Raw genomic sequence first — 21,572 nt, forward strand, 5'->3', positions numbered from 1 at the left:
GTTAAAAAAACCAAAGGTCATTATTCGATAATGACCTTTGTGTATTACATTAAATTTATGCAATTATTATTGTTCGCTGTAACCGGGATTTTGTTGCAGGTTCGGGTTAGCCAGCAACTCATCGGGCGCAATGGGAAATAACAGGTTCCTTTGCGGATCGGAATCAGCATCCTTTAACGCCCATTGTTTCAGGTAAACACCAAACCGTATAAGGTCCTGCCGTCTCCAGCTTTCCCAATACAATTCGCGGCCTCTTTCGGCCAGCATTGTACCAGGATCGTATGTGTTGGCCGGGTTTACCAGCGTAATAGTCGTTAACGGAGTTGCTCCGCGTGCTGTTCGCAGCTGGTTTATCAGTAACAACGCGCCTGCCACATCAGGGGCCGATTGCCTTAATTTGGCTTCGGCCACCATCAATAATACATCGGCATAACGAAATATCTGCAACTGGTTTTTCTGGTTACCGTCTGAGTAAGCCGAATAATCGGGTGGATATTTAATAACACGGATACCTGCCACTTCCAACCTTTTTTTATCAATTTCAATAAGTTTAACGTCGGTGGTAAACGACAAAGGATTACCCTGGCGGTCTTTAATATTCTCCCCGGTTTCATTCACCTGCTGGCCGACCACAAATCCCGGTTTTAAGCCCGATTCACTGGTTACACCAGGATATGAAGTACCACCTAACCGGGTATCGTTTGAACCAAACGTATTATAAAATTCGGCTACTGTTGTAAAACCATTCCATCCGGCGCTGCCAAACTTATTGTTCTTATCCCACGAATTGTAATGCAGTGTCATCATCCAGCGGGCATTGATGCCTCCGCTGTTGATACCGTTCGAGGAAGAAGCTCCGGTATTGGGCCATGCAAGTATTCTTTCTTTCGACAATGTGGCGTTTGAAGGACCGAAATTATCGAAGTAGCTGGTTGTTAAACTATATCTGCCGCTGTTAATAATGGCATTTCCCAGGGTAATTACCTGTTGCATATCGGCATCGGCAAACGTAGGTGTTTGTCTGTTCAAAAAAGCGCCTTTGTTCAGCAATACCTTCATCAATAAAAAGCGGGCGGCATCGGGGCTGGCCTTGTATGGCACATTAGCATCGGGCAGCTGTGAAATAATGCTGTTTAATATTGTGGTTAATGTGTCTATAGCTGCAGCAGGCTGCATTACCGGAGCAGGGCCTATTGCATTGTATTCAGCCACTTGCCTGTAGGGAACCTGACCGAACAAATCGAGAAAATAAAACTGGGCCAGCGAGCGAAGGAATAATGCTTCGGCCCGTTGGGTTGCATTGGGGTTAAATGCCAGAGTGGTTATAGCGCCACTTTCAACCTGTCCCAGGCCATTGAATACCGTTTTCATCTGTGTGTGAATGGTAGTCCAGGTGTGCGCGTGTAACACCCTCCAAACACCGTTATCGTCCCAGTCGCCGCCACGTACGGGTATTAAAGCTTCGTCGGTTGTAGTTTCCTGTAATGAAAACATCCTGTCCTGGTTGTGCATTAAGGGACCCATGCTATTATAAGTACCGATTAATAAAGCACTAACATCAGAAGTGCTGCCGCCTGGTGTTGTGAAGCTATCGTTTAATTTTTGATCCAGCTTGGTACAACCCATCGATAAAACCAAACCAGTTATTAAAATATATTTGAGTGTCATAGAAATTTTTTTTGAAGTCTGTTATAAAGTGAAATTAAGCCCTCCTAAAAATGTTCTCTGTGTTGGATATCCAATATAGTCTACGCCTAACGAAGGAATACCGTTCAGTGCTTTATCAACATTCACTTCGGGATCGAACCCTTTATACTTTGAAATCACAAATACATTGTTTGCCGAAATAAATACCCCCAGGTTTTTTAAATACTTACCTACATTACCAAACGTATAGCGTATGGTAGCGCTGTGTAATTTGAAATAACTGCCTTTTTCCAAAAAGCGGGTAGAGGTAGTGATGGGGTTAGCCGGGCTTTCGGATGTTGATACCAACCCGGATGCTATGTTTCTTCCGCCGATAATGTTTGATATGTTCAGTACGCTCATAGCCGTATTATTGTACAGTTTGTTTCCGAACGAACCATGCGTACCTATGTTCAGGCTCCACTTCTTGTACGATATATCTGTACTGAATCCAACAAAAGCCGTTGGGTTAGGATCGCCCGAATATTGTGGAGTCTTTGAATAAATCCCAATTCCATCTTTATCATATCCCTGGAACTGGGGAAGATAATAAACGTCTACCGGCTGGTTGTTGGCAATCGCTTCGGAAAAAGCGCCGCTGGTACCCTGACCATGTAACGCACCTGTTAATGCCAGTGGTGGTGAGCCGGCAGCAGGAAATACAAACTTGTTCTTTACAAAAGTAACGTTGGCATTGGCGCTCCAGTTAAAGTCGCGGCCGGTGATAATATCTCCCCACAAACCAATTTCAACCCCGCTGTTTTTTACATAGGCGCCATTGAGGTTTTTGTACTGCGATCCACCCGCACCTGTTGGTTGCGGCACAACAGCGAGGAAGATGGGATCTTTTGTTTTTTTATAGAAATAATCTACCACCCCGTTGAGCCTGTTATGCAGTATTGAAAAATCGAGCCCTACGTTGTACGATTCCTGTGTTTCCCATTTCAGGTCTTTGTTACCAAAGTGGTTCGTAGTTATAGAAGCGGAGCTGTTATACCGGTATACATCAAGGGCAGCATCGGCAGCAAACTCCTGGTTGCCGGTTTGCCCATAACCTGCTCTTAGTTTTAGTGTATTAATTATCGAAATTCCTTTCATGAAATCTTCGCTCGATATAACCCATGAAGCAGCTACCGAAGGGAAGTATGCATATCTGTTCGATGAACCGAATTTGCTTGAACCATCGGCCCTGAACGTTCCGGTAAGAATATATTTATCAAGGTAGTTTACAATGGCCCTGGCAAAATAACTTTGAATTTCAACCTTAGGTTCCCTGAACGAACCGGTACTTAAATTAGCCCGTTTTCCATCGTCCATATTATCATAATAATGAACATCGGTTCGGTTAAGCTGATTCAGGTTGTAATCGAAGCCATATACATAGGCATTATTTCCCCAATATTCGGTTTTCCAGTATTCATACCCGGCCACTGCATTCAAATTAAAACTTTGTGTGAGCTGTTTATTGAAATTGAGTGTATGGGTAAGCGTTTGTGAAAACAGGTAGTTATTTAATACAGCTGCGGCTCCAGCATTATCGGCATTGCCACCGGTACCTTTGATCCAGCCCTGTATTTCGCCTTTACGACTACCTGTTCCGTAATTGAGCCCGTATATAAAGCGGTATTCGAGCCAGTCGGTAAACTTGTAAGCAGCATTCACATTACCTAATACGGTGGTAATATTGGTTACGTCGTTATAGGCATCTGATAGGGCAAGGGGGTTTACCTGACCGCTTGGGTTTTGCTGGTTATACGTTCCATCGCTGCGTTTTAATGCCAATGTGGGGTTCCATATTAAAGCCAGTGAAATAAGGTTACCGTTACTTCCGGCGTCCTGCGAAATGGGTGCAATATGTTCGCCCACGTTGGCAGCCGTGACATTAAAATCAAGGCTTAATTTCTTATCCAGGAATTTATATTGACCATTAAAGTTGCCCACATATTTTTTGAGATTGGTCTTTAAAATAATACCATCCTGGTCGCCTGCAAAAAACGAAGCCCTGTATTTACCATTATCATTGCCACCGCTCAGGGCTATTGAATAGTTTTGAGTGAAAGATTTGCGAAGAATCTGATTGAACACATTTATGCTGGCGCCCGAATCGGAATTGGGAGCGCCATATTTTGCAATGGCAGCCCTGTAACCGCCGGCACTCAACACATCAATTTTTCGCATTTCATCGCTAAAACCGGCAGAGGCGTTTACATCAACGCGGCCAGGGCCTAATGCACCTTTTTTGGTCGTGATCAATATAACGCCATTGGCGCCACGCGATCCGTAAATAGCCGATGCCGAAGCGTCTTTTAAAACCTGTACTTCCTGAATTTCGTTGGGATTAATAAATGTAAGCGGGTCGCTGGCTGGTGTTGTACCTACGCCCGAAGGAGCAAAGCTGGGCCGGGGCGAGCGGCCGTCGAGTATTACGCCATCTACCACATACAAGGGGGTATTACCGGTTCTGATCGAGTTGTTACCTCTGATCTTTACAACGGTAAGCCCGCCTGGCTGACCGCTACTGTTGGTGATCTGCAACCCGGGTACCTTACCCTGTAACAATTGTTCGGGCGAGTTAATCTGGCCCTTGTTGAAGTCCTTCGTGGTTACAGAGGCTACCGAACCCGTTAGATCTTTTTTACGGGCAGTGCCATATCCCACAACCACTACTTCATTAAGGCTGCCGGTGCTTTCGACAAGCGAAACTGCTACAACATTGCTTACAGAAATATCAGCATCCTGTGGTGTATATCCTATCGCACTTACCGTTAATGTTTTAGCCGATTCGGGCACCGTTAGTTTGAATCCTCCTTCGGCATTGGTAGTGGTACCACCTTTGGAACCTTTAACGACAACAGAGGCGCCGACAACGCCGACACCTTTGCTATCTTTTACGTTCCCGATAATTTGTTTTGTTTGAGAGTAGACGTTCAGTGAATAGATGACAGTCAATAAAGGCAATAATATTGCCTTTAGCAATCGTTTTGAGGGCATAATGAAGTGAGTTATTGGTTAAAAATCTGTTCTGTTCGATCAAATGTGTAACCTGTACACAATTATATGCATTTTATTAGACTTTATAAAAAATTTAACTCGATTTAGCCATTGTTTTCCAAAAACTTAGTTGCTACAAAATAGGGGCCTTTTGAAGGGGTATTAGCCGGATTAATCGGTACAGAAGTGTTATACCATTATCCTAACTGTCGATTTGATTAGTGAGCAGAGTGCCCTGCGTATTATAATTAAGACAGCCGATGTTATAAAATGCTGCTTTTTGTTACAGACTAATTTACAACCTTTTACTGGAAATTGTTCAAACCGTTTATTTTGGGGCCATGTGTACCCCATATTTTATTGTGACCCGATTGGAGCTATGTTATAACGGTGGCATGCGTAACCACTCTTCGGTAACCTGGTGGTATAGTTGGGGTAATACGATGGTTCCCCTAAAAGCGCACATCTTTACCTATCTGTGCTTTAAGGGGGGAACGCTAATACGACCGCAAATACGATCAAAGGGTTACCGCCATATGGCAGATAACCCTTTGACTTATATAACTCGTTTAAATTATTTGCTAATTGGCCCTCTCAACTTCTTTATTCAACAGGCACGGGCTCTTTAGATACCTTACCGTTAGAAAACCGGGCAGAGTTAAATCGGTACAGCTTACCCGGCCGGTGCGGCACATCCTGCTCCAGCTCGTTCATATCTTCGAGCCAGTCCATAAGGAAAAACTTCTTTCTGAAATTTCTTCTATCCATTTTTACGCCCAGGATGGCTTCATACAGGTTCTGCAGTTCGCGCAAAGAAAACTTCTCAGGCAACAAATTAAACACAATAGGGTGTTCTTCAACTTTCGACTGCAGACGTTCGAGGCAGGTATCCAAAATGGTTTTATGATCAAATGCCAGGGTTGATATTTCATTTACCGGATGCCAATGCAATTCATTATCCGATAACTTAGGCTGATGATCTTTGATATTTATCAACGAATAATAAGCGGTTGAAATTACCCTGCCGGCGGGGTGCCTGTTTACTTCGCCAAATGTATATACCTGTTCAAGGTATACGTCATCTAATCCGGTACGATCTTTTAATACCCGGTACGAGGCGCTGTCGAGGTTTTCGTCGGGCTTTACCAGGTCGCCGAGTAACGACCACTGGTCTTTAAACTCTTCGAGGTCAGATTTGATCAGAAGTACTTTCAGTTCGTTTTTATCGAACCCAAAAATTACACAGTCAACCGAAATGGCGATCTGAAAAAATTCGCGGTCTTCAGAACGCAATTGATGAATGGTTCTTTGCAATGCTGTTCCCATGGCTATTGATCAGATTATCAGGGTTAAAAAATACTTGATTTATGCTAAGGCCCATCATATAAAATTTAACATGACAGCGCCGTTAATGTGATCTGATCACCGGCAGGCAATATGCAAACCGGCTTACATACATATTATGAGTAAAGATATATTGATTGTTTCACACGTAGCACACCCGTAGCACAGTTGATGCGTATTCAGGCAGTATACGGGTGATCCTTTCAACAGAAACGGCCATTACATAAATTTAATAAAACCCGGTAACCAATTGCTTTTTAAGCCTTTTGAAAGGGTAGCCATTCTTTGGAAAACTGATTTTTGATCTTAATCATTTTATTAAAACAGTATGTATTGTATGCACCTAACCCTGCCAAAACAGCCCGCGGCCGGGCTGTTTGAAGGTGTATCCAACGCCCCTTGCCCATAACGTTTATGAGCCACGAACAATTTGTTCAACGGTTGTTAAGTACTGCAAATAAAACATGGCATTGAGTTAACTTCGCTAAAAACCAGCATAATATATAATATATGTATTCTCCCGACCAAACAAAATCCCTGCAAAAGGCAACTACCGGTTTGTTCGAAAAGAGGTCTCATGGTCACCTAACCGATAAGGATATTGAAGTTTTGCGCGATGTGCTTCGTTTTCATGAACACCGGTATTATATCCTGAATGATCCGTTGATTGCCGATGTTGAATATGACCAGCTGTTTAAAGAACTTGAAAGAATCGAAAAAGAGCATCCGGCTCTGATAACGCCCAACTCGCCCACCCAGCGAGTAGCCAAAGAATTAACAAAAGAGTTTCCTACGGTATCGCACCTGGTACCTATGCTTTCGCTCGATAACTCGTATAACGATGAAGACCTTATCGACTTCGATCGAAGGGCCCGTGAGCTGGCAAAGGTAGATGTACTGGAATACTGCGTTGAGCCAAAGTTCGATGGGGCCAGCATTTCATTGATTTATGAAAACGACCTGCTGGTACGCGGCGCTACCCGCGGCAATGGGGTACAGGGCGACGATATAACGATCAATATTAAACAGATCAGGTCGATCCCTTTATCGGCAACCTTTTCGAAGTATGGTTTAGAGCAGATCGAAATCAGAGGAGAAGTGTTATTGAGTAAGAAAAACTTCAAACAATATAACGATCAGCTGGCCGAGCAAAACCTGCCTCCGTTAGCCAACCCGCGCAATGCGGCTGCAGGCTCCCTGCGTATTAAAGACCCAAAAGAGGTGAGTAAACGAAACCTCGAAGCCTTCCTTTACCAGATAAGTCATTATACCCATTCACCGCAACAAGTAGTACATAATGAATTACACAGCCATAGCGGTTGTTTGACCATGTTATGGGACCTTGGCTTTCGCAGTCCTGTTAAAGAAAAAAAGGTAGTAAAAGGTATCGATGCAGTGATAGCATACTGCCATGAATTTGAAAAGCAACGCGACGACCTGCCTTATGAAATTGATGGTATGGTTATTAAAGTTAACAGTATTGATCAGCAGGATCAGCTGGGCATGACCTCGCATCACCCGCGCTGGGCCATAGCCCGCAAGTTCAAAGCAAGGCAGGCTACCAGTAAGTTAAAAGCTGTGGAGTTTCAGGTAGGACGCACCGGCTCTGTTACCCCTGTAGCCAAGATAGATCCGGTACATATAGGTGGTGTTACTGTTGGTTCCATTTCATTATTCAACGAAGAAGTGATCAAAGAAAAAGACCTTAAGATCGGCGATACAGTACTGGTTGAACGGGCCGGCGATGTTATACCATACATTGTTAAATCATTGCCCGAAGTACGTACCGGCCACGAAAAGCCTATTGTTTTTCCAACCCATTGCCCGGTATGTGGTGCTCAGTTAGAAAAGCCGGCCGAAGAGGCCGTATGGCGTTGCAGTAATATTAACTGTGAAGCCCAGGTAGTACAACGTCTTTTTCATTACACCAGCAAAGATGCAATGGACATACGGGGTTTGGGCGAGGCCAATGTGCTTAAGTTTTATAACCTCGGCTTTTTGAAAGATATACCAGGTATATACCGGCTGCCCTTTGATAAGATAAAGGAACTGGAAGGGTTCGGTCAAAAAAGTATAACCAACCTGCAAACAGCCATCGAAACATCCAGGGCACAACCTATACACCGGCTTATATATGCCCTGGGCATCAGGTATGTTGGCGAAACAACTGCAAAAACGCTTGCACATGCAGTTAAGCATGTACTTGACCTTAAGGATTATTCGGTTGAAGACCTTCAAAACCTCGAAGATATAGGCCCTAAAGTAGCCAATAGCGTTCATCAATTTTTCCACAATTGGGACAACATACAAACGCTACAACAGTTAGAGGAACTGGGTTTGAAGCTGAAAAACGATAAGAAAGACTATGTAACGGGAGGCAACCTGAGTGGTCAAACGTTTTTATTTACAGGAACGTTGCCTACGCTCAAGCGCAGTGAGGCCGAGGCTTTGGTTGAATCTAACGGGGGTAAGATATTAGGCAGTGTAAGCGCCAATCTTAACTATCTGGTGGCTGGAGAAGAGGCTGGAAGCAAGCTTGAAAAGGCCAAAAAAATCACCTCAATCAAGATCATAACCGAAGCTGAATTCCTGTCCCTTATACATCATTGATATGATTCTTATCAATTGTTTGAATTTCACATTTGTTTTTTTGTAACTTTAGCCAAAAGGAAAAGGCGATGATAAAAAAACTCCCCGGAGAGGTGTGGAAACCACTGCAGTTTCCAGGCTGGAAACACCTCCGTAAAAAGTATGCGTTGTCTTCAATGGGACGCATAGCCAGCTACACAAACGACGTTGTTGAAGACGGTAAGTTACTTCAGGGTTCTTTAACTACCGGTTACAGAACACTGAATCTCCATCGTCCAGGCAACAACGGTACTTTGTACATTCACCGTGAGATTGCCCGTTTATTTTTGAAGAAACCCTCACCCAAAAACAAGTACGTGATTCACATTAATCACAATAAACTTGACAATGCGGTGAAGAACCTGAAATGGGCAACCCTCGAAGAAATGATCGAGCATCAGCAACACAGCCCGGCTAAGATTGCCTACAAAAAAGTGCAGGCAAACAGAACCGAAGGTCTGAAGCTGAACGCCAATCAGGTCAAAGGCATTAAGAAAATCCTGAACGACAAAAACCGGAAGATCACCATCAAAAAGTTAGCGGAGAAATTTGGTGTGTCAGAAATGACCATGTACCGCATCAAAAGTGGTGAAAACTGGGGTAGGATTAAATAGTGCCCGGTAATTGATGCAGACAATAAGTGGTGTGATCGTTTAAGGCTATACTTTCGCACCACTTATTTTTTTGTACAGCTACATAGTGTAATGAAAAGTTTACCCCCCTCTGTATACAACGCTACACGATTTCGGTATTTTGTTTTCCATTCACAGTCACCCTCACCTAACTTAGTACACCGGCCTGTCATCCTTTTGTCCCCGGTATTATATATCCCTTCACTAACCCGGCGCCTGCAGTCACCACTTTTTTGATTTACCAGTTTTTGTTAATTCATATCCCAAACGCCGTTAACTTAGCTTTTTCTATAAAATACCGGATATGTTACAACCTTCTACCTTAAAGTTTTTAAAAGACCTTTCAAAAAACAATAATAAGCCCTGGTTTGATGCACACCGGAAACAATATGAAGAAGCGAAGAAAGATTTCGAGGGCTTTATAAAGACTGTAATAGAACGACACAGCCAAAAAGACGAAACCATCCGTGAGCAGGAAGCAAAGAAATGTATGTTCCGCATTAACCGCGATATTCGTTTTTCAAAAGATAAAACACCCTATAAAACCAATTTAGGCGCCAGCATCAATCGCGGTGGCCGGAAATCGATTTTCGCAGGCTATTATTTTCATTGCGAACCGGGACAAAGCTTTGTAGGCGGCGGCATATGGATGCCGATGCCTCCTGAAATGAAAAAGGTGCGGCAGGAAATTGATTATTGTTTCGATGAATTTAAGAAGATCATTTCCTCAAAGAAATTTCAAACAGTTTATGCCGATCTGTATAAAGAAGAAGATGTTAGTTTAAGCCGGGTACCACAGGGTTTTGAAAAGGACCATCCGGCTGCGGATTATTTAAAGCTGAAAAGCTGGATCGCCATGCAGTCGCTGAAAGATGCCGACCTCACCTCGAAGGAACTGATCAAAAAAACATTAACCGCTTTTGAAACGCTTCAGCCAATGGTGCAGTTTATAAACCGGGCACTTGAAAATACTGAATAATAAATGTTGAATGATGAATGTCGAAGTAAAAGCACTTCGACATTCATCATTTATAATTCAATATTCGATATTATAACAGTCCTTTCGCCATCAGATACTCCGCAATTTGAACCGCATTGGTTGCGGCGCCTTTGCGCAGGTTATCGCTTACGATCCACATGTTAAGTGTGTTGGGCTGTGTTTCGTCGCGACGCAATCTTCCTACAAACACTTCGTCTTTTTCATGCGCATCCATGGGCATGGGATATTGCTGGTTTGCAGGATCATCTACTACAACCACGCCGGGGGCGGTTTGTAACAGTTGTTTTACTTCGCCCAGCTCATAATCTTTGGAAAATTCAACATTCACGCTTTCGCTATGACCGCCCATAACCGGAATACGAACGGTGGTAGCCGTAACGCGTATTGAATCATCGCCCATGATCTTTTTGGTTTCATTAACCATTTTCATCTCTTCTTTCGTATACCCGTTATCGAGGAACACATCAATTTGCGGAATAACATTCAGATCGATGGGGTATTTGTATGCCATGGGATATTCGCCGTTTGCATTTTTTACGGCTTTCTGACGTTCGCCCATCAGCTGGTCAACCGCTTTTTTGCCGGTACCGGTAACACTTTGATAAGTAGATACCACAATACGGTTGATCTTGTATTTATTATGTAACGGTTGTAAAGCCACTACCATTTGAATGGTGGAACAGTTGGGATTGGCAATGATTTTATCGTCTTTGCCTAATACATGGGCATTCACTTCGGGTACCACCAGCTTTTTCGAGGGGTCCATACGCCAGGCCGATGAGTTATCAATTACAGTAATGCCTGCCTCGGCAAATTTGGGGGCCCATTCAAGCGATGTGCTGCCACCTGCTGAAAATATAGCCACTGCCGGCTTTGCGGCAATAGCATCTGTCATGCTAACCACTTTGTAGTTCTTTCCTTTAAAGGATACTTCTTTTCCTACTGATTTTTCAGAGGCAACGGGAAGTAATTCTGTAACCGGGAAATTTCGTTCGGCTAATACCTGTAACATTTTGGTACCTACTAATCCGGTGGCACCTACAACCGCAACTTTCATTGTTTTCTCCTTTTTGTTTTTTGTTTTTTTGGTTGAATACACCCTTCTTTCAGGAAGAGCGTACAATAAAAAAGCCTTCCCGTTTGTGGGAAGGCTCCTGATTATATTGATACACAAATAGTCCTCAACCTTCCCCCTGTATGGAGCTTGTCTTGGTAACCTTTGTATACTTCTTTATGTTTTGCATTTCGGAGCCAAAATTAGTCTGCAAATGTGGTATCCCCAAATTTTATTTTATTGTGCCAAAGGTTTAAGTAACCTGGAATTTTGAGCCCCACTCTTAACATTAATCAATAAAGCAATGAATTAAACTTGCGAAACTCTACCAATTTAGTGATAGTTAATATATTTGCACCGGCTTATTCACAGGCTCTGTTTCGGTAGTAATTTACTCATCCTTAAAAAAATTTACATGACCGAACAAAAATTAGACATCATTCTTCACGAGCTTACGGAAATCAAAACCGATTTAAATGCATTCAAGGTAGAAGTAAGATCCAGGTTCGACAAACTTGAATCGGATGTGGCTGGACTTAAATCTGACATGGTTCAGGTTAAAGCTGATATAGCCGTACTAAAAGCTGATGTAGCTGAATTAAAAGTTGATGTAGCAGAGCTAAAATCTGATATGATCCAGGTTAAATCAGACATTGCCAGAATAGATAACCGCCTCAAAATAATGGACCTGCGGTTGTCGTTAATTGAACAAAGACTGTGCAATATCGAACCATGGATTTCAGTTAACAACAAACACCTGCATTTCGACACAGCCAAACACACTGCTGCCTGATCCTTCTCCCGTACACACACAACAACATACTACTACACGGTGCTATTCTTTTTTCGTTCGCTTACACTGGCATGCTGCCTGTTATTTATTGTCACAGGCTTATCCGCGCAAACAATCAACCGCTTCGATGTGGTGATAGATGAATTATTGCCCGATCCTTCGCCACCCGTACAACTACCTAATACCGAATTTATTGAACTGAAAAATGTTTCACAAACCGACATCAATATACGCAACTGGAAGCTGAGCGACGGCAGCAGTACTGCCACCATTACTACCAACTTTACCTTAAAGCCCGACAGCTTTGTTATTATTTGTCCTAACAGCGCAGTAACATTATATACGATTTATGGAAGCACCATAGGCGTAAGCAATTTCCCCTCACTGAACAATGATGCCGATGTAATTTCACTGTATGCGCCAGATGGCAAACTGATACATGCAGTTGGATACAATTCCAGCTGGTATCAAAACGCTGTTAAAAGCGATGGCGGATGGACGCTTGAAATGATCGACACCCATAACCCTTGTTCGGGTATGAGCAACTGGAAAGCCAGCACAGACAATAGCGGCGGAACACCCGGCAAAAAAAATGCAACTGATGCCATAAATAAAGACGATCTGTCACCGGTGCTTTTAAGAACTTACACAACAGACAGCATTACCATCACCGCCTTATTTGATGAACCGCTCGACAGCAATTCAGCTGCAACCACATCAAACTATATAATCAGTAATATTGAAGGGCATCCGGCTTCGGCAACGCCCCAATTGCCATTATACACCGAAGTTGTTTTGAAACTGGCAACACCCCTCTTTAACAAAACCGTGCATGAATTAAAGGTCAATAACGTACAGGATTGTGCCGGTAATGCCATCGGCGCATTCAACACAACTAAAACCGGCATTCCCATCATGGCCGATAGCACGGGCATTGTTATCAATGAAATATTATTCAATCCGAAACCCGATGGGTACGATTACATTGAACTATACAACCGAAGCAATACAATTATCGACCTTAAACAATTATATATAGCAACCCGTAATGCAACCGGTGAACTCACTGCGGTAACACCACTCAGTCAGGTCCCGTATTTATTTTTTCCGGGCGAATACAGGGCGCTTACCGAAAACAGCCAGTGGTTAAAACAGCAATACCTGGTAAAAGATCCTTCGCTGATCATTCAACTATCATCGTTACCTTCTATGCCCGATGATAAAGGGACAATTGTTGTATTAAACCAGCAGTGGACTATCATCGATGAACTACATTACGATCATAACTGGCATTTTGCACTGATTGATGATGAAGAAGGCATTGCGCTTGAAAGGATCAACTATAATTTTCCTACGCAGAACAAAAGCAACTGGACTTCGGCCGCGTCAACTGCGGGCTTCGGTACACCGGGCTATCAAAACTCACAGTTGATGAACGATGCACAGTTACAGGCACAGGTAACGGTAATGCCCACCGTTTTTTCGCCCGATAACGATGGGTTTAATGATTTTGCTACTATCGAATACCAGGTTTCCGAACCAGGATATGTAGCCAACATCCGAATCTTCGATGCCAATGGCCGCAGGGTAAGATACCTGGCTCAAAATGCAACTCTCTCTGCAGCCGGCCGGTTTACCTGGGATGGCCTCGACGAAAACCGCCATAAATTACCGGTTGGTATTTATATTGTTCTAACAGAGATATTTAACCTGCAGGGAAAAATTAAAAAGTTTAAACAGGCTATAACCCTTGCCCGAAAACTGAATTGAATAACATACCTGTTAAGAAGGGAAAAACCACATGAATAAATCTTCTTTCTAACAAAAAGTGCGGGAAACCTACATCCCTTACATACTTTTCAGGTTTTTAAAAAATCAGACCCGAAAAACGAAATGTTTTCAGAGCCGCTTTTTATACATTTCAATGCTCCTGGTCCATTTTCTGTTTTAGCATCGCTACTTCTGCTTCAATATTCACCAGGCGTTTATATATTTCTCCGGGTCCCGGAAGTTGCCTCGTCCATCTTTCTGCCACATACCATATTTCGGTAATTTCATCAACATCCAGCACCAGCGTAGGAAACTCGCCGCCATGATTGTTATCGCTTTTTACAATTATTTTTCCTTCCTGATACCGGTTTATCAAACGCTTAATTAATATACCTTCTGTACGGGTTACCATCACATACACGCGGTCGTCGCGAACGTCTGAAATATCGGCCCAGCGTGCAATAACACGGTCGCTATCCTGCAAAGTGGGGAACATTGAATGACCTTCTACTTCAAATATTCTGTAGGTGCCATTGCTGTAACCCGGCAAGCGGTAAGCGGGTAGCGATTGAATGAACTGCTCATCGCCATACCCCTGTAAATAACCTGCCCTTGCCCTCACAGGTACATATATAATATTCTCTTCGCCACGGCTATCTATGGTTATTATTTTAGGCGCCTGAAAACGGCCATATGGAATTACTTTTTCGGCCACCATCGAAGGCGGAATATCTTCATCTGCCGGTGGTAAAAACTGCCGGTTTATTGAGGTTAGGTTACCCGATACGTTACCTTTTTGGTTACTTTTTTCCTTTATTTCATCTTCTTCACGGTATTCAATTAGGTTACCTTTTGATAAGTCAACGCTGATCAGCTCATCGATCGAAATGTCGAAAAATGAAGCAATTTTCTCCAAAGTCTGCAAATCGGGCTCCGAATGGGTAGTTTCATAGTTTGAAAAGGTATTTCTCTTCAAACCCAATGCAGTAGCCACATCCGTTTGAGTTACCCCCTTTTTTTTCCTCAAAAAGGCAACATTACTTGCAAAAAAAGTTGACATGTTGATTAATTTTTTGCCTCAAAAGTTGGAATTGTCCAAATTTGAGGCATATATTTGCTGTATCGAAAAGCGATACAAAATGCATAGTGCTAAAAGTATGCAAAAAAACAAAGATTTAGTGAAACGCAGGCGCGATGTAGCCACGCTGGTGGCTGAAATACATGGGGTAACAGCAGATCATGTAAGAAAGGTAATCCGTGGCGACCGGGAAAACGAGGAGATCCTTTTAACCTATATGGAAATTCTTGAACGCGACAGCCAGTTGCTGATCGCCGTAAAAAAAGCAGTGCCTTTTGACAATAGTCCCAAAAACCTTGCTGATAATTTTTTTAAAGCATCCGGCCGTAAAGCCTGAGGGTTGCAACTGTTCACTAACCCATCAGTGCGCTGATAACTATAACAATAAGTACCTGAAAAACTGTTGAACCTTGAAACTGATCAACAACACCCTGTACCTGGAGTTTGGGGAAATGGTAACGGCTATAGTGGCTGCTACCCAAAAAGAAAAAGAAAAGGTTGAAATATACCTGCGGAAAGCCAAAAGCACAGGAACGAAATGCTGGGAGTTTGCCGAAGATCCCAATGATCGCCGCAGGGTATTGGTTAAATACGATATGCTGAAGAACGAGTATAAACAAATGGTGAATATGCAGTTTGGTAATCCATACGAGTACATCGCCAAAGAGCCTATACGGCTAATGGTTAAACCCGATCATAAAGCAGAAGATTATTTTCTTTCATACACTTATAGTGATGATAAATTTTTACCGGCAACGCATGTAAATAAATATGTAACGGCCGCCAGCTGGTTAAATATGTTGCTTGAAATAAATAACAACAAAAAGATCATTAAAAAGCAGCTGAACTTAAAGCTCGACCAGTTCTGGAGCCATGTGTGCAGCATTATAAAAACCGACTACATTGATTTGCCGTCCAGTTACCAGCGGCTGCGGAACAAAATGACCGACTACCAGCAAAAAGGATATGTATGCCTGATCGACTGGCGCTTTGGCAATGCGCTGGCGAAAAAAATTGAAGATGATATTTTAAAAAAACTGCTTGAGCATCCGAACCAGTACGACGATGTAATGATCTGTTACATGTATAACAGCTGGGCCAAACAAAATAGTAAAGATAAAATAGGAGCACGCATTGTAGGCATGCGCCGCAAAGAATGGGAGCATGAAATAATTGCCTCCCGTGAAGGGTGGAATGCCTTTAACGAAAAATATGTTCGCCAGGTAAAAGGGTTACCGGCAGGCACTATGCATCCGCTGGCTTTGGTTGAAAGCGACGATTATAATTTCAATTACTATTATACCAACCCCGATATACAAGGCAGTGGTAAAGATATGCAACGCTATGTGGGATACATTGTAGCCGACAGCAGTACAGGCCTTGTATTAGGCGCCAGCTACAGGCAGGCAAAAGCGCCGGTGTTTGATATGGTGCGCATAGCCTGGATCGATGCCATGTATTATATACGAAGCCTTGCAGGCGATGGCAACTGGTATCTGCCGTTTGAAGTAAAAGCCGATCACTGGAACCGCAGCAATGCCTTCCCTTTTTTTAACAGCATTGCAAAGTTTGTAAAACCGGCTGTAGGCAACAAACACAGGGGATATATTGAACAGTTATTTGGAAGCGATCACGCCAAAAGGGCCGAAAAACTGGCAGCACACGAACTGCTTAATTATAATGGAAACAACCTTACTGCAAAGCATAAAGGTGTTAATGCCGAAGCATTAAAAGCAAACGCAAAAAATCGTCCGCTGGTAGGTGAGCAGGCATGTGAACAGATCGACAGGTTTTTGTATTACATGCGCAACATACCATCTGTTACCAAAAATAATTTGGAAGCGCCCGGCCGCGAAGCACAATGGCAGCAACGCTGGAAGTCGTTAAGCGATGAACAGAAACGGCCTGTTACAGATTTGCAGTTTCTGCACCTGTTTGGTATCACACATCAGCCGCAGGGAAGATCCATATCTGTTACCAATCGCGGTATTGAACCGGTTATAAACGGAATAAAATACAGTTATGATCTGCCCGATTACACTGGCATGCAGCACCTTATTGGCAGCAAAGTGTGGGTAGTATATGATCCTTTCGATATGAGCCGTGTATTGATCACCGATTACAACAACATTCGTTTCGTAGCCAAAGAAGCCGCATTGCAGCCACGGGCGCTGGTATATCATTACGATGGCAGCCGGCAGGCCCTGAATATGATACTGAACGAAAAGAAGGCCCAGGTTGAAAAAGTAGCAGGCCTTTCGGCCACACGTACCATTGAAATAGATCCCAAAGCTGTTTTGCTGAGTGGATTATTACCAAAAGAATTACTCGCCGAATCGGAACAGGCTTATCGGGAAGAAACAGTACACAGCATAGCAAGCAAAATAGCATTGCCTGAAACGAACCACATACCTGAAACAGAAGAAGAAGATTTCAATGTGTACAAAAACATATTTAAACGCTGATTTACCATTAGCGAATAAATAATCAAAACCGAACCATTATGAACGAGCAAACAAAGAAAAGAATTACCGATAACCTGGCCGCCTTTGTAAAAAGATACGACAGTCAGCATGCTGCTGCCAATAACCTCAAAAGTGTAAGCAGTGACATTATTGGCCAGATACTTAATGGCAATACAGGAAATATAAACGAAGCCATGTGGCGCAAAATAGCCAAACAAACAGGTTTTATTTTAACGCCCTGGCACATTGCACCAACAAGTGTTTACAACAAGCTAACCGCCTACTTTGGCGATGCCCAACGAAATCCGGCCGGCATTCATGCACTGATTATAAATGCAAGCCTCGGTAAAAGCATAACCGTAAAAGCATTCGCCCGGCAAAACCCTTCGGCTTATTACATCTGCTGCCACCGCCATATGCCTATACGCATACTGTTGCGTGATATGCTTAAAAGCATGGGAAAAGACAGCAGCGGCACCATTGCCGAAATGCTCGACAACCTGGTAAGCTATCTTGAAAAAGACAACGATCCGCTTTTTATTATTGATGAAGTTGATAAACTGAAAGATGAAGTGCTTGAAATGTTTATTGATCTTGAAAATAAACTGCACGGCAAATGCGGACTTGTATTCATAGCTACCCCTTATTTAAAAAAGCGTATTGAAACCGGTGTAAGTCGAAACAAAAGAGGTTTTGCCGAACTGTACAGCCGAATGAAAAAAATATTCTGGGACTTAACGCCAGCCAAAACCGAGTTTAAAAAAGATGTAACACTCATTTGCAAAGCCAATGGCATAACCAATGAGCAGGCGATTATCGAAATGTTTAATAAATGTGAGTTCGATTTACGTGTGTTAACCGATTTAATTAATGCATACAAAGCCGCCTGATTGTAACCAATAAAATGATCTGTTAAAATATAAAAGAGGAATAACATGAGTGTATTCAGCAAAAAAGAAATGTCGATTGTTAATTACGTAATAGCACAGGCACAAAGCGAAATACATAAAAAAGCAGGCATTGAGGTAGTGCTTATGCCACGCTTTTCGAACAAGCTGGTTGAAGAAGATATTAAACAAACCTTCGAAGCCATGTGCAGATGCTGGGGCGTAAGCCTGGTATGGTTAAGCCATAAAAGCAGGGCCAACGACCGGCCTATTATGCGCAAACTTTTATGGATGGCCGGTAAAAGAAAACATCCCAATGCTCCTTATTGCTTTTTAGGAACTCTTACAGGCACCAACGACCATGCCGGTGTAATAAAAGGCATTCGCAGCGGATACAACTGGCTCGAAGTGCAGGATGAAAAATTCCTGAAATACTTCGAACCTGTAAAAGAATATTTCACTGAACAACTGCAGGAACAAATAATCAATTAAATAACGCTATAAAATTCTAAACACCATGACACGCGAAAAAAAGAGAATACTCAACAATGTAAGCCTCGAAGAGGCTCAGGAAGCATCTGCCCGGTTCGCACAGGTACAATCCCGACTTGCCGTAATAGAAGCTCAGATGAATGAGCGCATCAACAAAATCAGGGATGAATATTACGAAGAGATCGTTCAGCTGAATGAAGAAAAAGAAGAGGAGTTTGAAGTGTTACAGGTATTTGGACAAGAACAAAAAGACAACTGGGGCAAACGTAAAAGCCTTGACCTGTTTCACAGCATCATCGGTTTTCGTACCGGCACTCCTAAAGTAACCAAAGACAAAAAATTTACCTGGGAAGGAATAACCGAGCTGGTAAAAGAGAAGTTCCCTTCGTTTGTTCGCACTAAAACCGAGCTCGATAAAGAAGCCATTATTGCCCTGCGTGATGATGATGTATTTCTGAAACTGAGAAAGGCCTGTTATGTAGATGTTGTGCAGGATGAAACTTTTTATGTAGAAGCAAAACACGAAGAACTGCAACGTGCATAATACAACCAAAATGTTTACAACCTTATTCATCATAATCTATTTCGTTGGCATATTTACCGGTTTGTTCATAGACTGGTTAATAGAAAAATATATACACCGGATGTTTGGCCGGTAATAAGTTCTTGTTTCATAGCTATAGTAAGTTTTGCCGTCCTGTTTCTACAGGATGGTTTATAACCGGGTTTGGAATGGCTGTTTAACGGGTGCCTTATCCTACGTACGCAACCTTATCCTATATACTTATCCTAATCATAAACCTTATCATGCGTACACGCCTTTTCCTTTTTAAACCTTGTCCTAAATCTGTCAGGCAGCCAGCGGGTTCGAGTCCTGCCCCGGTTACTCATTCACAACACTGCTCAATACCTCACACCATGTAGTCCTTATAACGCCGAAATAAGCTGATTTATCCCTGTTTTAATCAGCAAAGAACGTACAACTAATTGTATGTAAAGTGGTTATGTAAAAACAGGCATTGCAATTCAGTACCTCAAAAACGACAAAAACGATACTAACTATGGAACAGTTCGCAAATGCAGAAAAGCTGTCTAAAAAGAAGAAAATCAAAGTATTACGCCCATCTCAGATCATTTCAAAAGAACGAAGCATTTACCCGTTCGAAAGCATCTACCAGGATTCTTTTGGCAAACCCGAGCGGCATGCAAAATGGTTCATTACAGGTCCTTCTTTCGCAGGTAAAAGTTCTTTGATTTTTAACCTATGCAATTACCTTACGCAGTTTGGTATTGTTGATTACAATAATCACGAAGAAGCCGGTGGCGACAGCGAAACGGTTGCCAATAAAATCATTCAATCGGGCATGCAGGATAAAGACGGTAAAGTGCGGTTGTATAAAGCGCCTATTGAAAGCGATGTTTATGAATCGTTTGGCGAAAGATTGATGAAAAAGAAAAGTGCCGACTTTGCTGTGCTCGACAGTATACAACATGCTGAACTATCGAAAAAGCAATACCTGCAACTTACCGATGCATTGTGCCATCCCAAAAAAGGAAAATCGTTGCTGTTCATCAGTCATTGGGTAAAGAATGATTTTACCAAATTCGTAAAACACGATTGCGATATTAAGATTGAAGTTATGGGCTTTGTTGCCTATGTTGAAAGCCGTTATGGTGGCAGTAAACCCTTTTTAATATGGGAAGATGGCGCCAGAAAATACTGGCGCAAAAAGTATAAAGATGTGCTGGAAGGAAAATACTGGCCGGGAAAGAAAAAATAATTTCAGATTAATTCACAGGGTCATAGCCTCGCAATGTCAAAACCCCGCAAGCCTTTACAGGTGCGGGGTTTATTTTTGTGACAAAGTTTGCTTGTATAGTTCAAAAGCAAATACGATTATTGTATAGCGATATTATGCGGGGCAGCAACACACTTTTTACTGATATTTTTGAACAACCCTCAGCGCCTTCTCAAAAAACCAGCAAAGGCCGCAGCAGCCTTTTACATACAGCCCGCAACGAAGCCCTGGTAAGCCGCTATTTTTATTACGGAAACTTCTTCGACCGCAAATACAGCTACGAATACATCATTAAAAAAGTAGCCACTGAGTTTTACCTTAGCCCCGTTACTGTACCCGAAATCATAGAAGCCAATTATACCCTGCTCGTTCAGCTTAAAAAAGATCAACCCTCCTTAAAGTACTTCAGAGAAAAATGGCCACACCTTGTTTGGTAGTTTATATATTGGTTAAATAGCCCAGGTCCAGATCGGCGGCTACATCATTGCTTACAGGCATTGCACTATCGTCTTCGAATGCGGTTGTAAATAAAATGCGCCTCACCCTTATGTGATCTTCACGTACCTCAGTCGTTGCCTGCAAACGAATCAACGGTTCTCCTATTGAATTTCCACCTTCATCAGTCGGCTGCCAGCCCTGTAATGCTTTAAACAGTTTACCTTCCAGTTCATAAAATGCAAGCGACTGACCGCTTATGGTGTCGGGCGACGTTACCGGCGGATAAGCCAGGCGCAGCTGAACAGTTACATCTCCCCACTGCACCAGTTGGTTTTCATTGGTAAAATCTGATGGCGTAAAATCTATCAGCACACATGGCCACGAAATAGAAGGCGTTGTATCATAATTATCTATCTGGCCCCATTCAGGATCAACCAGTAAAATTTCAGGAACTGATCCCTGTATACGTGCTTTAAGCGAAACAAAAAGCAAAGAGTAATACGATTGAAACATAG

The 21,572-nt window shown here is 42.7% G+C and carries 18 protein-coding genes; 12 read left to right on the forward strand and 6 right to left on the reverse strand.

What is annotated here, in order from left to right; genetic code table 11:
- Positions 1-66 precede the first annotated feature (66 nt).
- The 3 genes from AC59IL_RS09100 to AC59IL_RS09110 form a co-directional block, all read right to left on the reverse strand.
- Positions 67-1,668 carry a RagB/SusD family nutrient uptake outer membrane protein gene (locus AC59IL_RS09100; protein ID WP_496551799.1) on the reverse strand — a complete coding sequence of 534 codons (1,602 nt, stop codon included), beginning with the start codon at positions 1,666-1,668 and terminating at the stop codon, positions 67-69.
- A 21-nt stretch (positions 1,669-1,689) separates the two neighbouring features.
- Complete coding sequence (locus AC59IL_RS09105; RefSeq protein ID WP_496551800.1) at positions 1,690-4,677, reverse strand: SusC/RagA family TonB-linked outer membrane protein; 2,988 nt, start codon at positions 4,675-4,677, stop codon at positions 1,690-1,692.
- A gap of 603 nt (positions 4,678-5,280) precedes the next feature.
- Positions 5,281-6,003: an NUDIX hydrolase gene (locus AC59IL_RS09110; RefSeq protein ID WP_496551801.1), complete on the reverse strand. Its 723-nt coding sequence runs from the start codon at positions 6,001-6,003 to the stop codon at positions 5,281-5,283.
- Positions 6,004-6,531: 528 nt separating this feature from the next.
- Here AC59IL_RS09110 and ligA point away from each other — a divergent pair.
- The 3 genes from ligA to AC59IL_RS09125 all read left to right on the forward strand — a co-directional run bounded on the left by ligA (position 6,532) and on the right by AC59IL_RS09125 (position 10,260).
- Entirely contained in the window at positions 6,532-8,631 is a 2,100-nt protein-coding gene (gene ligA, locus AC59IL_RS09115) for an NAD-dependent DNA ligase LigA (protein ID WP_496551802.1), read from the forward strand.
- Between the two features lie 68 nt (positions 8,632-8,699).
- On the forward strand, positions 8,700-9,263 hold the full coding sequence (locus tag AC59IL_RS09120) for an NUMOD4 domain-containing protein (protein ID WP_496551803.1): 564 nt from the start codon (positions 8,700-8,702) through the stop codon (positions 9,261-9,263).
- Between the two features lie 322 nt (positions 9,264-9,585).
- A complete protein-coding gene (locus AC59IL_RS09125) occupies positions 9,586-10,260 on the forward strand; it encodes a DUF2461 domain-containing protein (RefSeq protein WP_496551804.1) in 675 nt (224 codons plus the stop codon).
- 70 nt (positions 10,261-10,330) lie between these two features.
- On the opposite strand, the gene AC59IL_RS09130 is transcribed toward AC59IL_RS09125, so the two are convergent.
- Positions 10,331-11,338, reverse strand: a complete 1,008-nt coding sequence (locus AC59IL_RS09130) for an aspartate-semialdehyde dehydrogenase (protein WP_496551805.1) — start codon at positions 11,336-11,338, stop codon at positions 10,331-10,333.
- Between the two features lie 412 nt (positions 11,339-11,750).
- Between AC59IL_RS09130 and AC59IL_RS09135 the strand changes: the two genes are divergently transcribed.
- Both AC59IL_RS09135 and AC59IL_RS09140 read left to right on the forward strand, forming a co-directional pair.
- Entirely contained in the window at positions 11,751-12,128 is a 378-nt protein-coding gene (locus tag AC59IL_RS09135; protein ID WP_496551806.1) for a hypothetical protein, read from the forward strand.
- Between the two features lie 39 nt (positions 12,129-12,167).
- The gene (locus AC59IL_RS09140; RefSeq protein WP_496551807.1) at positions 12,168-13,898 is read left to right on the forward strand and encodes a lamin tail domain-containing protein; all 1,731 of its coding nucleotides are present in this window, start codon (positions 12,168-12,170) and stop codon (positions 13,896-13,898) included.
- 151 nt (positions 13,899-14,049) lie between these two features.
- Here the strand turns inward: AC59IL_RS09140 and AC59IL_RS09145 are convergent, their stop codons facing one another.
- The gene (locus AC59IL_RS09145; RefSeq protein ID WP_496551808.1) at positions 14,050-14,958 is read right to left on the reverse strand and encodes an XRE family transcriptional regulator; all 909 of its coding nucleotides are present in this window, start codon (positions 14,956-14,958) and stop codon (positions 14,050-14,052) included.
- Between the two features lie 97 nt (positions 14,959-15,055).
- Here AC59IL_RS09145 and AC59IL_RS09150 point away from each other — a divergent pair, with 97 nt between their 5' ends.
- From AC59IL_RS09150 to AC59IL_RS09180, 7 genes are all read left to right on the forward strand, one after another.
- The gene (locus AC59IL_RS09150; RefSeq protein WP_496551809.1) at positions 15,056-15,313 is read left to right on the forward strand and encodes a hypothetical protein; all 258 of its coding nucleotides are present in this window, start codon (positions 15,056-15,058) and stop codon (positions 15,311-15,313) included.
- 73 nt (positions 15,314-15,386) lie between these two features.
- A complete protein-coding gene (locus tag AC59IL_RS09155) occupies positions 15,387-17,441 on the forward strand; it encodes a hypothetical protein (protein ID WP_496551810.1) in 2,055 nt (684 codons plus the stop codon).
- A gap of 38 nt (positions 17,442-17,479) precedes the next feature.
- Positions 17,480-18,331: an AAA family ATPase gene (locus AC59IL_RS09160; RefSeq protein ID WP_496551811.1), complete on the forward strand. Its 852-nt coding sequence runs from the start codon at positions 17,480-17,482 to the stop codon at positions 18,329-18,331.
- 45 nt (positions 18,332-18,376) lie between these two features.
- The gene (locus AC59IL_RS09165) at positions 18,377-18,820 is read left to right on the forward strand and encodes a hypothetical protein (protein ID WP_496551812.1); all 444 of its coding nucleotides are present in this window, start codon (positions 18,377-18,379) and stop codon (positions 18,818-18,820) included.
- Positions 18,821-18,845: 25 nt separating this feature from the next.
- Entirely contained in the window at positions 18,846-19,364 is a 519-nt protein-coding gene (locus AC59IL_RS09170) for a host-nuclease inhibitor Gam family protein (RefSeq protein ID WP_496551813.1), read from the forward strand.
- A 517-nt stretch (positions 19,365-19,881) separates the two neighbouring features.
- Positions 19,882-20,601, forward strand: a complete 720-nt coding sequence (locus AC59IL_RS09175) for a hypothetical protein (RefSeq protein ID WP_496551814.1) — start codon at positions 19,882-19,884, stop codon at positions 20,599-20,601.
- 119 nt (positions 20,602-20,720) lie between these two features.
- On the forward strand, positions 20,721-21,056 hold the full coding sequence (locus AC59IL_RS09180) for a hypothetical protein (protein WP_496551815.1): 336 nt from the start codon (positions 20,721-20,723) through the stop codon (positions 21,054-21,056).
- A 1-nt stretch (position 21,057) separates the two neighbouring features.
- Here AC59IL_RS09180 and AC59IL_RS09185 read toward each other — a convergent pair whose 3' ends face one another.
- The gene (locus AC59IL_RS09185; protein WP_496551816.1) at positions 21,058-21,570 is read right to left on the reverse strand and encodes a hypothetical protein; all 513 of its coding nucleotides are present in this window, start codon (positions 21,568-21,570) and stop codon (positions 21,058-21,060) included.
- Positions 21,571-21,572 lie beyond the last annotated feature (2 nt).

It is taken from the genome of Niastella sp. sgz303648 (assembly GCF_059587045.1).